We start from the raw sequence: 14766 nt of genomic DNA, 5'->3' as shown, positions 1-14766 counted from the left end.
TTTATCGCCGCTGCGATTGCATATGCAATCTTGCGTACTTTTTTCACCCCCGTTTCTCCCCCGAGCCCCAATGTCTGCAGGGGTACTCGATTCCGTCTCCAAGGTTCTGGAAAATTGAGACGAGCCGATACGAGGTGCGACGTAGAGGTCGGAGCAGCAACACAATCGGGAACCTTTATCGGAGCCATTATGAGTAGTAACCTACGAATCGAGTGCATTTGCGAGTTCTGCGGCCGACGGTTTATCGCAAAGACCACTGTAACAAGATTTTGCTCCCACACATGTTCTCAGCGCCATTACAAGAGAGATCACCGCCGACGAGATATTGGGCAAAATCTCCCGGAGTTTGCCACCTCTCCGGCTCCCATACAACCTATTCTAATGTCAAAAGAGTATATGGGCTGTCAGGAGGTCGCGAATATGATGGGAATAAGCCGAGCAACGGTTCATCGCTATTGCGCGACCGGAAAGTTCCGGTGTGTGCGGCTCAACCGGAAAATCTTTATCCGCAAAAAGGATATCGATGCCCTGTTCGACAATGCAGAACCATACGAAGTAATGCCTGTAAACAGAGCCCCGATCACCGAATTTTATACGATGCAAGAAATTACGGAAAAATTCGAAGTATCCGAATCCACTGTATATAATATGGCAATTGCAAAACAAATTCCCAAGGTACTCAGCCAGGGAAAAACCATTTACAGTAAAAAGCATATCGACCGCCATTTTGCCCGCAAGCTCCCCGATCCGCAGGTTGCCGAATGGTACACCGTGGAAGAGATTCGGGAGAAATACAACATGAGCGTCTCAGCGGTCTACTCCTTCACTTCGGAGTACGGTATCCCTCGCAAGAAGAGCCGCGGCAAGACCTACTACTCGAAATCACATACGGATCAGCACCCCAAAATGCGCCGTCCCGATCCGTCGATCCGCGAGTGGTACAGCATGAACGACATCGTGACGCTCTACAACTTCGAACCGGGTTATGTGTCGAATCTAATCTATAAAAATCCGATCCCGAAAATCCGGCGCGGCAACAAAGGCTATTACTCCAAGGAACATTTCGACCGGCTTGTCCGCGAGAAGCTGCTCGTACCGGAGTACTACACCGTCGAGGAAGCCATGGCAAAATACAACCTGACGCGGGACACACTCTATCATCACATCCGGTATAACAACGTACCGAAGATCAAAGATGGACGCTATGTCAAAATTTCAAAACCACACCTCGACGCCATTTTCGAACAACCGATTATAATCTAATACATAAAAACTATGGGAACAAAAGTAACACTCCGCCACAAGCCGATCACACGAAACCGAGAATCGCTCTATCTGGATTTCTATCCTCCGGTCCGCTGCAAAGCGACCATGAAACTCGTTCACAAGGAGTATTTAGGGATTTACATCTACCAGAATCCACAGAACGAAATTCAGCGCGACTACAACCGGGAAATGCTCTACAAAGCCGAAGCGATCCGATCGGTGAGGGTGCAGTCGTGCATCAACGAGGAGTTCGGCTTTTTGGACAAGCACAAACTCAAAGCCGACTTTCTCGATTTCTTCCGAAGCATCGCCCTAAAGAAAGACCCCAAATGGCGGATGGTCTACAAACATTTCGAAAAATTCTGTGGCGGCAAGTGTTCGTTCGGGGAGGTGACGGTCGATCTGTGCCGCCGCTTTCGCGACTACCTGATGACCACGCGCCAACTCAAATTCACCAACAAGAAGATGAAGTGCAATTCCGCCGCAGGATACTTCTCGACCTTTCGCGCCCTGCTGAAGATCGCCTACCGCGACAAGCTGATCCGCGAGAACGTCAACGATTTTCTTGAAAAAATCGAGTACGAGGACACCCGACGCGAGTTCCTGACACTGGACGAACTGAAGCGGCTGGCCGATACGCCCTGCAACATTCCGGTTCTCCGACACGCGGCGATCTTCTCCTGCTTCACAGGGCTTCGGATCAGCGATATACTCCAACTCGAATGGAAACATATCTCTCAAGCTTCTGACGGCGGTTGGTGGATGCGCATCCGCACCGAAAAGACAGAAACCGAGGCGACGCTGCCCATCAGCGACGAAGCGTTGGAATACTGCGGCCAACCAGGTACGGGCAAAGTATTTAAAGGGCTGGAACGTTCGATGACCCAACATCCACTACAGAAATGGATTCGCACAGCAGGGATAGAACGCAATATCACCTTCCATTGCTTCCGCCACACGTTCGCCACACTTCAGATAGCATTAGGCACGGACATCTTTACCGTCAGCAAAATGCTCACCCACAAAAATGTCTCGACGACGCAGATTTATGCCGAGCTGGTCAACGAAAAGAAGCGCGAGTCGGCGAATCGGATTTCACTGAAGTAATTTGTTATTATACGAATTTTTGCATCGTTATAACACAATTGTATAACGATGCAAAAATCGAATAAATGATTTTTGTAAACATTTCTGTAGCCGCCCTCTATTTGATTATAAAGGGTTTTCTATGGAACAGACAGTACTCACATTCGAAAAATTGCCCGAAGCGGTGGCTTATCTGGTTACTGAAGTTAACAACATTCGCAGGCTGTTAGAGCAACAGCGACAGCCATTGCCATCCAAACGCCTCCCGGTCGGAATCGAAGATGCCTGCCGCGTGGTTATGAAAGCCCGGTCGACGGTTTACACCCTGGTTCGAAAAGGGCTAATCCCGTGCTGTAAAAATGGTAATCGACTCTATTTTTATGAAGATGAGCTGCTCGCATGGATCGCCAATGGCAAAAAGAAAAGTATCGCCGAGACCAAAGCCGAGATCGAAGCACAAATGCAACAGTCTGTCCGGCATAAACCGGCCATGAGAAATTTATGAAAATAAAAACAATCTACGACTAAAAGATATGAATTGCCTCAAAAATGTGCCTCAAAACGGTAATATTCAGTCAAATATCAGGCCAATGGCATTATTTAAAGCCCACAGAACCTCGTTTTCAACAGCGGCACCTGACTCATAATCCGAAGGTCGCACCGAAATCGGGTTAGCAATTATCCGATGAGTCAGGTGCCGAGTCGGACAAACACTAATTTTTAACATATGATAAAAAATCAATTCGACCTGAAAGTATCCGCAGTCATACGGCCGGACTTCAGGAGGCAATGCAAATCAGGAGCGTATGTTCTTCGGTTATTTATCAACTGCCCTTCGCAAAATCGAAAAAGTTATCCGTTAAACATTCGGGCTACAAGAGCGGAATGGGAGAAAATAAGTTCCCATTCATTTTTTTCGGCCGTGCTTCCCAAAAAAGAGGTCATAATCGACACGCTTGCATCGGCATATAAAATCATCCAAAGTCTCGGCGATGATTTTTCATTCAAAGAGTTTGAAAAGCGAATGTTCGGATATACAATTCCGGACTATGATAAGAAAGATGTCTATGCGACTTATCATGCTAAAATAACACAATTAAACAAAGAAGGACGGATTGGATCGGCAGAAATATACCGCAACTCAATGGAATCCATACAAGGCATTCGAAAAAGGCTCAAATTCGACGATGTAACCGTAGAGTTTTTATACAGATACGAACATCATATGAAAAAGCACGATTGTAGTAATTCCACAATCGGAATTCATCTGAAGCATTTGAGGGCCATAGTCAATATGGCAAGGTCCAACGGGATTACAATGAATTATCCGTTCGGCAGAAGATCGCAAAATAAATATGAAATCCCGGCATCGAGAAATACGAAACGTGCGATAAGCCGGGAGGAATTAGCAACATTAATCTCATACGAGCCGACAGCGGACGAAGCATGGGCCAGAGATATGTGGTTGTTCAGTTTTTATTGCAACGGAATGAATATGATCGATATATTTTACCTGAAATGGAAAAATATCCGAGACGAGTTCCTGTATTTCACAAGGGAAAAAACAAAATACACGGCAAGAACTGTGGTGCAAATAGAGATCTTCCTAACACCCCAAGCACAAGCGATCATTGAGAAATGGAAAATCGGAGGTCGAAAAAAACGAGACAACTATATTTTCGGAGTCTTCGACGAATTCATGTCTCCTTCCGAAAGAATGACCGTTCATAAGATAGCAATCAAACACATCAATAACACCATGAAAAAAATAGCAGAAAAACTAGGCATCAAAAACAGGATCACAACCTTCGTAGCTCGGCACACATGGGCTACCATTCTCATGCAGAATAATATTTCGGTCGCCTATATCTCAAAAGGCCTTGGACATACGTCCCTGCTTACGACAGAAAAGTATCTGGCAGATTTCGACCAAGATAAAAAACGTGAGGTTGGGGCATTAATTTCAGGACTGGGAACACAACACAAATAATGTTTTCCTTATATATACGCCTTATTTACTTTTATTTTATTTGCATAATCCGCATAGAATAACTATCTTTATCCCTAAAGAAAATTAAATATGGCAAAAGAGATTAACCCATTTATAGTTACCGGCAAGATTGAACCAGCTTATTTCTGTGACCGGGTGCAGGAATCGGCCAGGCTCATCAAGTCGCTTACCAATGGCAACAACATGGTCATCATCTCGCCCCGCCGTATGGGTAAGACAGGACTGATTCAGTTTTGTTACGAGAAACCCGAGATTAAGAACGAATACTACACATTTTTCATCGACATTCTGCATACGTCGAGTCTGCGGGAATTTACCTACTTGCTCGGTCGCGCGATTTACGAAACCCTCCTGCCCCGCAGCAAGAAGATGGCAAAGCTATTCGTTCAAACGCTCAAATCAATCAGTGGGAAATTCGGATTTGACCCGATCAGCGGACTGCCGACATTCAACGTCGAGCTGGGAGACATCGACCGACCGGAATATACCTTGGAAGAAATTTTCCAGCTGTTGGTCGCTGCAGATAAACCTTGTATCGTAGCCATCGATGAATTTCAACAGATAGCAAAATATCCGGAGAAGAATATTGAAGCCTTGCTCCGAACTCATATTCAAAAGATTCGCAACTGCAACTTCGTCTTCGCCGGCAGCGAACGCCACATGATGCAGGAGATGTTCATGTCATCGGCCCGGCCTTTCTACCACAGTGCAGATGTCATGGAGCTGAACGCAATCATTCCCGACTTATATATTCCATTCATCGTCGGACACTTCGAGTCGCGCAACCGACGTATCAGCGGCGAGAATGTTGAAAAAGTGTACAATCTCTTCAAAGGGCACACCTACTATATCCAGAAAACATTCAATGAGGCTTTTGCAGACACCTCCGAAGGAGATGAATGCACCATTAAGACCCTCCGCAGTGCAGTCAATAACCTGATTGCATACAACGACACTATCTTCCGAGAGATTTTATCCAATATCCCGGAAAAACAAAAAGAGCTACTTTATGCAATCGCCAAGGACGGTGAAGCAGAAAAAATCACGTCCGCGGAGTTCATCAAACGCCACAGCTTGACCTCAGCCAGCTCCGTTCAATCCGCAACGAATAAATTGCTGGAAAAGGATATCATCACTGAGATCAACAAAGTTTACTCAGTTACAGATCGGTTATTCGGAATGTGGATAAACAATCTGTATGGAAATCCTCACAATGGATTACAGTCTCTTAACAGTAAGAATTAATTACAGATTATCTCCAAAATCAAGAATGATGAACAGCATAATATCCTTATGGCAGAAAAGCCCAGAAATCTTTACAGAAAAGAATCTCAGTCAAATATTATCTTTTGCAGGAGAAGGACATCTGAAAGACGGCAGTCAGGCTTCTGCCGAATTCAGAGAGCTTCTGGGATTAATTCAAACACCACTGCTCTGTACATATGCCGAGAATTGTTTGGCCAACAAATTCGATGACAATGGCTTTGCCCTTCAGGATATTGTCAATCAAATTGGTTGGCGTTTAGGATTTCAATCTGAGCATGGTCTGTACCGAGGAAAAAAGAACGATATCGGATTCGACGGAATATGGAGATCTTCAGATGGTCACAGTATTGTGGTAGAAGTAAAAACTACGGATGTTTACCGCATAAACCTTGACACAATTGAAGGATACAGACAAAAATTAATTGAGGCCGGGAAAATAAACAAACGCCAATCTTCAGTACTCATAGTAGTCGGCAGAGAAGATACAGGAGACCTTGAGGCTCAAATAAGAGGCTCAAGGCATGCTTGGGATATTCGCCTTATCAGCATTGATGCCCTAACAAATTTACTAAAACTTAAAGAATCTCTGAACGACACAAAGACAATCCAACAAATCAATGAGTTACTGAAGCCTCGGGAATATACCCGTGTTGACAAATTGATTGAATTGATATTTACAACATCCCAAGATCTGCAATTAACAGAGATTGACGAAGATGAGATTGCCTCTGCCACACAAAACAATGAGGACAAACCAGATAAACCGAAGACCGTTCCCGTGAATTTTCACGATGACTGCGTAAAAAAGCTGGAACAGCATTTTAAGCAGGAACTGCTTCGGCAATCCAGAATCTCTTATGCAAATAAAAGCAATGAACTAGCCTTGATTTGTTCGATTTCCAGAGTACATAAACAGGGCCAATACAAAAAATACTGGTTTGCATTCCATCCTTATCAAGAAGCCTTTTTAAAAGGACATAAAGAGGCATATGTTTGTTTCGGATGCGGTGATTCAGATCAAACCTTTGCGATCCCATTTAAAGTTTTTAAAACTTTAACTCCACAAATGTGGACGACTACACGAAGTGACGGAAATATGTACTGGCACGTAAATATACATCATAGGAATGGGAAATATTTACTGGCTCAGCCAACCGGTAAAGAAGCAGAAACAATTGATATTACTCACTACAGAATAAACATTAAATCCAATATTACTCATTGACTATGGATAATGCAAGAATAATAACAAAACTACGAAAAGCTAGGATAATATTCCTGAAATTTATCTCAGCTAATGACGTTGGGGCGACAGGGGCTCATCAGGCAGGATTTTATCTTGCGAAAAATACATGGAGGCTTTTCTTTGACTCTCCGGGCATAAAAGGGCAAAATAAGGACAAATACGTCACAATACGATGGAACGAGACTTTTGACACAGAAAGCCGGGTTATCTATTATGGAACTGGAACCCGCAACGAATATCGATTAACCCGATTCGGCCTGAATTTTCCTTATTTAAAGGAGAATAACATCAACGATCTTTTGATTCTCATACGTAATCCCGAAGAAACATTTGAAGGTTTTGTGATCAATAAACATGATGTAACCAATTTCTTTAAAGAATCCGGGATTTCCAAAATACCAGAAAAAGGAAGCTTAACTATATCCGGAGAAGATTTAATCAATAAAAAACAAGAGGATACCATCGATAGTGAAGAGGAAATTTCATCCGGAGAGAAAAGATATTTACGACAAACAATAAATTCGGAAATCAATGAAGGGAGTGTTGTAAAAAAGAAATTTTTTAACCCCAAAGCACATATTCTCAGTCTTCTGGGAGATGAGTTAATCAAAAGTCCGGTAATGGCAATTTATGAACTCATCAAAAACAGCTATGATGCTGATGCAAAAAATGTTAATGTATATTTCAGTGATATTGAAGATACAGAAGAAGCCTCCATTGTCATCACAGACGACGGAACAGGCATGACCTCAAATATAATTGAAAATATATGGTTGGAACCGGGAAGTGATTACAGAAAACCCATCGATCCGAATACAGGTTTGAGAAAAATCATAAAATCACCGATATACGAACGAACCCCAATGGGAGAAAAAGGTATTGGCCGATTTGCTGTTCACAAATTAGGCTCTGAAATACTCCTTATCACCCGTCCTTTGCTCATTACTCGCAATAATGACGGCAAAATTGAGTATTCAAAGCTCGCTGATTATGAGATACAATTATTTATAGATTGGAAGGAATTCAATCAGTCAAAACATTTATCCGAGATTCCGATATCTTGGCAAATTAAAACGTCCCCTTCAACATTCCTATTCAAAGATACCAGCGGCACATCTATCCATTTAAGTGGATTAAAAGAAATCTGGACCAGAGGTATGGCGAGAGAACTGAAGAATCATACCCTTTCCATGCTGTCTCCTAAATTAGAAAAAGACAGTTTTAACATTAATCTGATTTTCAATAATGAATGGCTGGCAGGCTCTCCATCTATTGATGAATTTCTTCTCGAGGCTCCTTATAAGTTTACTGCTATTGTTGACGAAAATTTCAATCTGATCTTTAGTTATCAATTCTTACTAAAAAATAATCAGGAAATCGGAAGCAGAGAAATCAATAATAATCACGAGTATAATAAAAATATCAAAGGCAGCCTGAGGCCTTTCCTCAGATCAGCTTATGAAAAACAAGGATTTGACCGAATTGAGATCGATTCTCTTCTTAATGAATTTGATGCAAATCTGAATAAAACCCCCTTCGGAGACTTAAAATTCGAATTTTACTCATATGATCTTGATGCTGCTTCATTAAGAGATTACTCTAGTGATAATCGTTACACCAAAACACTATTAAGAGAGCACTCTGGCATAAAAGTATATAAAGGAGACCTTCGCGTTTTCGACTATGGTGAAAAAGGAAACGACTGGCTCGGAATAGACTTGGAGCGTATCCAAAACAAAGAATGGTTTTCAAATAACCAGAATATAGGGTATCTGTATCTGAATCCGGAACAATCCATCTCCTTGATAGAAAAAACAAATCGGGAAGGATTCGTCCACAATAAAGCCTATGAGATATTTTACATAATTGTAAAATATCTGCTCAACGAATTTAAAACGATCAGGCAAGTAGATCGTATAAGATGGTTAAAATTCAATCGAAAAGTATCCGAACAAACCTTTGATGCTAGGTTCCAGACATTTAAAAATCTTATTCAAGATGCTGAAATAAAAAATGAAGAACATAAACAAAAATTAATCACTGAGGCGGAAAAGCTTGAAGAAAAATATGAAGAGGATACTAAAATCCTGTTAATCCCTGCCGGAGTGGGAATGACGGCATCAGTGGCACTGCATGAAATTGAAAAATTAGTCCCTCGGATGGAAACGACAGTCAGACAAGAAGATATTGATAAAGATAAAATAAGGAGCGAAGTTGTAGAATTAAAATTCTACACAGATGGTATTATCTCCGTCTTAAGGAAAGGGGGGAGTGAGGAAACTGATATTAATGCAGCAATCGAGCGAGCCATAAATAATTATATATTTAAAGTTCGGGATCGCAATATAAAAATAAATACGAACTTGGACAAAACAATCGGGAACCTCAAAGTTGAGAAAAGATTTCTTATCACTATGTTGATGAACCTATTGGACAATAGCATTTATTGGCTAGATACTGTCAACAGGCCTCAGCGTTCAATATTTATAAAAAGCTTTAAATATAATGATACACCAACCATTATTGTAGCAGACAATGGGCCTGGATTCAAAGATAGCATATCAGAAGTCGTAACTCCATTCTTTTCAAGAAAAGCAAACGGCATCGGGATAGGACTATATTTGATAGACACAATTATGATGCAATACGGAAAGTTCGATATCATTGACAATGCAGAAGCATCCGATTATGGAGTCCCGGAAGAATATAATGGGGCAATTGTTAAACTAGTTTTCAATAAAATATAACTACGACTATGAAATACCTCGAACCCAACGTTGTAATTGTAGATGACAAAATTGATGAGATCAAAGGACTGATAGACCATTATCGCTCCCAAGGCATCGGATGTAAGTATTTTAATGCTGATCTCAATAATGGAGATAACTATCCGGATAAACAGATGTCAGATGTAATGTTATTATTTCTTGACTTATACTATTCTGATGGGCCTCTTGATAGTGGATTCGACCCAGAGTTATCAACAAGTTGGGTAAGATCAATTATCCATCCCGGAGCATTTTATATTTTAATTCTATGGACAAAGGATTCTGCGCAGGCAGAACTTGTTACCAACAAGCTAGACGAACTTAATCTTCATCCGTTCCAAACACTTATTGAGAGTAAAGGCTCCTACGCTATTGACAAACCAGAAAAATATGATTATGATAAGCTATTCAACTCTATAACTGCTAGAATCGAAGAAACGCCTGAAATAGAGGAGATTCTGATTTGGAAAAGCACCATTAAAAGAGCATGTAATGTAGTGTTAGGGGGATTGATTTCACCTGAAGTAACAGAATTTACAAATAAATTACAGAAGATCATTACTTGTCACGGAGGAGAGATTATATCACAGGCAGAGGATTCCCAACGGAAACGGTCAACTTTATTTGAAGCTTTAAACAACGTCCTAATTTCTAATGCACCTCAATATGATTCAGAGGCAGAAATATCAAAAAAAAACGAAACCAACCTATATAAGGTATCAGACGGTAGATCCACACAAATAGACAATCAACTGAACAGTTGGTTTCATTTTACGTTAAAAAATAATCTGAACGATAAAATTGCCCCCGGCATTATCGCAATAAATAACAATGCTGATTTACAAAAATACTATTCTATAAAAGATGACCCAAGTGTCATGAAAAGCCTGTCGGAACAGTTGAATTCAAAACAGGCAGTAATTGACGATATTGTTCTCAATATTACCAGACCTTGTGACTATGCTCAGAACAAATATGGTAAAAACCTTAAATTACTAAGCGGCCTTCTGATAAAAAAACCCGAAAAAAATAAAAAACAAGATTGCAAAACAAATGGACCGGCACCGGACTGCCTCGTAATTTTAGATCATCTTTATCTTGATAAGGATGAGCCGGATGTGACTTTAGTATTCGACCTCAGGTATAGTTTTTCTGTCCCCGAGTCTATATTTCCCGAGACCCTCCAGAATATAAAAATGCTGAATAAAGAATTATTATCTGAAATACAAGTTAAATACAGTAGTTATTGCAGCCGATTGGGATATACCAAAATTTATTGATTCACAATAGAGAAGTTAAAAGAGAGAACATGGCTGACGTGCATACACCGGAAACTCGCAGCTACAATATGAGCCAAGTCAGGAGTCGGAATACTAAACCAGAGCTTATAGTCAGGAAATATCTGTTTTCCCAAGGGTTTCGTTACAGAATAAATGTAAAACGACTTCCGGGGACTCCGGATGTTGTTCTGACTAAATATAAAACAGTCATTTTTATCAATGGCTGTTTTTGGCATGGACACGATGGTTGTAGGTATTTTGTCATTCCGCAAACACGAACAGAATGGTGGATTAACAAAATCAACCAGAACAAGCAGCGAGATCTAAAAAATTTAAACATACTCAAACAGTCCGACTGGCACGTGATTACAATCTGGGAGTGCCAGCTAAAACAGGATGCAATCAGCACCACTCTTGAAGAGATAAAAAAAGAAATCCTTTCAGAACAATAATCTAACCAAGCATTATGTCTATATTTGTATCTTGAGATATTATATTACGATGACAAAGAAAATAAAGGCAGATACTCATTATCAGCTAGAAGCCTCTGAAATATTAAAAGTAAAAAGTCAGGATAGTCCCACGCCGGAAGAAATGCTGGCTGTAATGACACACTGGATACATAATCAAGGTCCTGTTGCAAAATATTACAGCAAGGATTGCCGCAAATATTTGCAACTTCTGCTCAAGAAGAAATATCCGGATTTGAGTAATCCGGAATCAATAGTCCTGAAAGATATTGAGAAATACAGATTATTATCAGATGTATTAAACACACCTTATCCCGCACCCAAACGGAAGAAATTTACTTTTATAGATCTTTTTGCAGGGATGGGTGGGTTTCGCATTGCCATGCAAAATCTCGGAGGCAGATGTGTTTATTCATCTGAATGGAATAAATATGCACAAAAAACATATCTTGCAAATTTTGGGGAAATGCCTTTTGGCGACATAACCAATGAAAAAAACAAAAATTATATCCCAGACAATTTTGATATATTATGTGCCGGATTTCCATGCCAGCCATTTTCCATTGCAGGAATATCCAAGAAAAACAGTCTGGGACGTGCCCATGGTTTCTTAGACGAAACACAGGGAACGCTCTTTTTTGACGTTGCTGAAATAATTCGGAGGAAACAACCCAAAGCTATTTTTCTGGAAAACGTCAAAAATTTGCAGTCACATGACAGAGGAAATACATTCAGAGTTATTTCTAATACATTAAGAGAGCTAGGATACAACATCCACTACCAAATCATGGACGGCAAACATTTCGTTCCCCAGCATCGTGAACGTATTATGATTGTGGGTTTTCGAAACGACATATTTCATGGAGAAGAGAATTTCACGTTTCCGAGCGTGAATGAAGTCTCAACTAAAATCAGTGAGATTTTGGAAAACAATGTTGATGCAAAATACACTTTAACTGACAAATTATGGACATACCTACAGAATTATGCGTTAAAACATCAGGCTAATGGCAACGGGTTCGGATTCGGGCTCGTCGATTTGAATGGGATTACGAGAACACTAAGTGCAAGATATTATAAAGATGGTTCTGAAATACTTATACCACAAGGACCTGATAAGAATCCTCGTCGCCTCACAACACGGGAATGTGCCCGTTTGATGGGCTACGAAGACAAGTATATCATCAATGCGGTATCCGATGTCCAGGCATATCATCAATGCGGAAACTCTGTCATTGTCCCCCTTATTTCCGCAGTTGCCAAAAATCTGGTAAAAACGATGCTCAGAGATGAGAGAAGATAATATTGTAAGAGATGCCATTGTATCTGTAGTAAGCTAAACAGCAACATTTTGCAAGTTCATATCAGCCAATGATGCCGGAGCTTCAGGTGTCATAAATCTGGATATTTAACATCAACTAAAGCATGGCGTTTATTCTTCGAACGTCCCGGCAACCGGAAGGAAAGAAAAGAGCGAAGCATAAATATAAAATGGCAAAATGACTTTGTATCTCAAAGTCGCTTTCTTACTATGGAAGTAAAAATGAATACAGATATAACCCGATTCGGACGAAACTTTCCGTTCCTTACAGACAGAATGTCGGAGATCTTTTGATCCTGCGCCACATTGCGAGGATTAACATGAAGGATATGTCCTGTCATCAGATGAAGATATTGAGGCTTTTCTCAATGCATTTGGCATGAGTCCGGTCGAAACAAATGCGTTAATCAAAAAACTATATCATTAACCCGGAAGATGCCCTGCTGGAGATATTTCAGAATATTCTCAACTCTTACAACCAATTTCCAACAACAGTAGATATGGCGAACTATGCTTGGGATTGCTTTATCAAAACACACCAATAACGGATGTTATGATATGCCAAAATCCGGATAAACATATATTATCATGTATCAATACTGGATATGAGTTATTTAAAGCATTCAAGGTCAAACTATACACTACAGATATAAAAGCTGGATTTAAAAATACAGACAGAACTTATAGCATTTTCCAATCAAATACTCAATCGTAGAAAAAGTCGTGCAGGCAAATCTTTGGAGTATCACCAGTTAACAACATTCACGACTTGCAAATTACAGTACGAAACTCAAGTTGCAACAGAAGGATACAAGAAACCAGACTTCATCTTTCCAGGAACGCCTATAAAAACCTTGCACTAACATTTCGTTCTCAAAGATTTATTTATATTTACCACAATAGAAAACAGGTCTCTTATAAAATCATAAAACACTTATTTTCAATACAATTAAAAAACAGTAAGAATAGACACAGCAAACTGATAACAAAGACGTTGTAATTTCAGTCTAAAATCGAGGGGCATTCAGCTCCAAATTATTCAATTTAAAGTTATTTCTCAGATAATGAAAACAGTAGATTTTCTGCATCGGAAAGTGACATAATTTATTCTTTATAAACTATAACAATAAGGGGCACTCTGTGAGAGTGCCCCTTATTGTTCGGACCGTCAGGCCAATAAACATTACAGACCGGAATACACGGCCCAAACTCAGGTAAAGCATCTTCCGGGGACAGCATAAAGTTGTTTACGATGAACCCATGGCACACTCCGCAACCATCCGAGCGCCTGATTGCGGTAAAAACGGGATACATTTCACGATGTTAAGGCTGAATTACTTGGTTATTACGGGAATTTTTGCGAATATTGTAAGCAGTTGTACGCGGAACGTAAAAAATAAGGGCAAAATTATAATCCGAAAGGCTCGCGGCGTTAAATATGAACATAAAGAAAAACAGGGACGACGCGTCTTTATGGAATCGATTTCTCGGCGGAGACCGGGAAGCCTATGCGCATATTTTCGAAAGATATGTCCGTGTACTGTTCATGTACGGATCCCAATTTACCGGAGACCGGGAATTGGTAAAAGATTGCATTCAAGATGTCTTTGTCAAAATATACTCCAACCGGCGCAACCTCCACCCTACCGACAACATCAAATATTATCTTTTCGCAACACTTCGCAACAGCCTTATCAACAGTTTGAAACGGGATAAGAGCAGGTTCGGAACAGGCAACGCGGCCAAAGCGAAAGAACCGGCCTGCGAGGATGCCTCGCGTAGAATCGAAATTCAGGAAGAAGAAGTGATGATGCAGGACAAAGTCGCCGAAATCATGTCGACCCTCACGCCGCGCCAGAAGCAGGCAATGCATTACAGGTATATCGACAACCTCAGCATCAGCGAGATTTCCGATGTCATGAACATGAGTTACCAGGCCGTCCTGAACACCATCCAGCGGGCCTTGAAGCGTATCCGGACGAATTATCTGAATTAATTTCCGGAAAAATGATTATAAAATCCGGGCAGCGGTGTTTACTGTATAAAACCGCT

12 protein-coding genes and 1 pseudogene are annotated in these 14766 nt (G+C 40.7%); all 13 read left to right on the top strand.

What is annotated here, in order from left to right:
* Positions 1 to 189 precede the first annotated feature (189 nt).
* Positions 190 to 525 (top strand): annotated as a pseudogene (locus tag KG007_RS14115) (helix-turn-helix domain-containing protein); the annotation flags it as partial.
* Positions 526 to 648: 123 nt separating this feature from the next.
* Positions 649 to 1263, top strand: coding sequence for a helix-turn-helix domain-containing protein (locus KG007_RS09820; protein ID WP_249413303.1), 615 nt, complete (start codon positions 649 to 651; stop codon positions 1261 to 1263).
* A gap of 12 nt (positions 1264 to 1275) precedes the next feature.
* The gene (locus KG007_RS09815) at positions 1276 to 2373 is read left to right on the top strand and encodes a tyrosine-type recombinase/integrase (RefSeq protein ID WP_213348546.1); all 1098 of its coding nucleotides are present in this window, start codon (positions 1276 to 1278) and stop codon (positions 2371 to 2373) included.
* A 121-nt stretch (positions 2374 to 2494) separates the two neighbouring features.
* Positions 2495 to 2857, top strand: a complete 363-nt coding sequence (locus KG007_RS09810; protein ID WP_213348544.1) for a helix-turn-helix domain-containing protein — start codon at positions 2495 to 2497, stop codon at positions 2855 to 2857.
* 222 nt (positions 2858 to 3079) lie between these two features.
* Entirely contained in the window at positions 3080 to 4342 is a 1263-nt protein-coding gene (locus KG007_RS09805) for a tyrosine-type recombinase/integrase (RefSeq protein ID WP_213348542.1), read from the top strand.
* A gap of 90 nt (positions 4343 to 4432) precedes the next feature.
* Positions 4433 to 5608, top strand: a complete 1176-nt coding sequence (locus KG007_RS09800) for an AAA family ATPase (protein ID WP_213348540.1) — start codon at positions 4433 to 4435, stop codon at positions 5606 to 5608.
* The gene (locus tag KG007_RS09795) at positions 5562 to 6854 is read left to right on the top strand and encodes a hypothetical protein (RefSeq protein WP_213348538.1); all 1293 of its coding nucleotides are present in this window, start codon (positions 5562 to 5564) and stop codon (positions 6852 to 6854) included. Before KG007_RS09800 ends, KG007_RS09795 begins: the two co-directional genes overlap by 47 nt.
* 2 nt (positions 6855 to 6856) lie before the next feature.
* Positions 6857 to 9622: an EcoRII N-terminal effector-binding domain-containing protein gene (locus KG007_RS09790; protein ID WP_213348536.1), complete on the top strand. Its 2766-nt coding sequence runs from the start codon at positions 6857 to 6859 to the stop codon at positions 9620 to 9622.
* Positions 9623 to 9630: 8 nt separating this feature from the next.
* A complete protein-coding gene (locus KG007_RS09785; protein ID WP_213348534.1) occupies positions 9631 to 10923 on the top strand; it encodes a hypothetical protein in 1293 nt (430 codons plus the stop codon).
* Positions 10924 to 10952: 29 nt separating this feature from the next.
* On the top strand, positions 10953 to 11375 hold the full coding sequence (locus KG007_RS09780; RefSeq protein WP_213348532.1) for a very short patch repair endonuclease: 423 nt from the start codon (positions 10953 to 10955) through the stop codon (positions 11373 to 11375).
* Between the two features lie 49 nt (positions 11376 to 11424).
* Entirely contained in the window at positions 11425 to 12696 is a 1272-nt protein-coding gene (gene dcm, locus KG007_RS09775; protein WP_213348530.1) for a DNA (cytosine-5-)-methyltransferase, read from the top strand.
* 674 nt (positions 12697 to 13370) lie between these two features.
* On the top strand, positions 13371 to 13577 hold the full coding sequence (locus tag KG007_RS14110; protein WP_213348778.1) for a type II restriction endonuclease: 207 nt from the start codon (positions 13371 to 13373) through the stop codon (positions 13575 to 13577).
* 575 nt (positions 13578 to 14152) lie between these two features.
* Complete coding sequence (locus KG007_RS09765) at positions 14153 to 14710, top strand: RNA polymerase sigma factor (RefSeq protein WP_213348528.1); 558 nt, start codon at positions 14153 to 14155, stop codon at positions 14708 to 14710.
* Positions 14711 to 14766: the final 56 nt, after the last annotated feature.

It is taken from the genome of Alistipes montrealensis (assembly GCF_018362775.1).
GTDB lineage: Bacteria > Bacteroidota > Bacteroidia > Bacteroidales > Rikenellaceae > Alistipes > Alistipes montrealensis.
Note: the sequence above shows the minus strand (reverse complement) of the source record. Positions and strands in the feature narration are given on the sequence as shown.

Coding starts and splice junctions, on each gene's coding strand:
- KG007_RS09820 (WP_249413303.1), top strand. CDS start 649: ATGGCAATTGCAAAACAAATTCCCAAGGTACTCAGCCAGGGAAAAACC.
- KG007_RS09815 (WP_213348546.1), top strand. CDS start 1,276: ATGGGAACAAAAGTAACACTCCGCCACAAGCCGATCACACGAAACCGA.
- KG007_RS09810 (WP_213348544.1), top strand. CDS start 2,495: ATGGAACAGACAGTACTCACATTCGAAAAATTGCCCGAAGCGGTGGCT.
- KG007_RS09805 (WP_213348542.1), top strand. CDS start 3,080: ATGATAAAAAATCAATTCGACCTGAAAGTATCCGCAGTCATACGGCCG.
- KG007_RS09800 (WP_213348540.1), top strand. CDS start 4,433: ATGGCAAAAGAGATTAACCCATTTATAGTTACCGGCAAGATTGAACCA.
- KG007_RS09795 (WP_213348538.1), top strand. CDS start 5,562: ATGGAAATCCTCACAATGGATTACAGTCTCTTAACAGTAAGAATTAAT.
- KG007_RS09790 (WP_213348536.1), top strand. CDS start 6,857: ATGGATAATGCAAGAATAATAACAAAACTACGAAAAGCTAGGATAATA.
- KG007_RS09785 (WP_213348534.1), top strand. CDS start 9,631: ATGAAATACCTCGAACCCAACGTTGTAATTGTAGATGACAAAATTGAT.
- KG007_RS09780 (WP_213348532.1), top strand. CDS start 10,953: ATGGCTGACGTGCATACACCGGAAACTCGCAGCTACAATATGAGCCAA.
- dcm (WP_213348530.1), top strand. CDS start 11,425: ATGACAAAGAAAATAAAGGCAGATACTCATTATCAGCTAGAAGCCTCT.
- KG007_RS09765 (WP_213348528.1), top strand. CDS start 14,153: ATGAACATAAAGAAAAACAGGGACGACGCGTCTTTATGGAATCGATTT.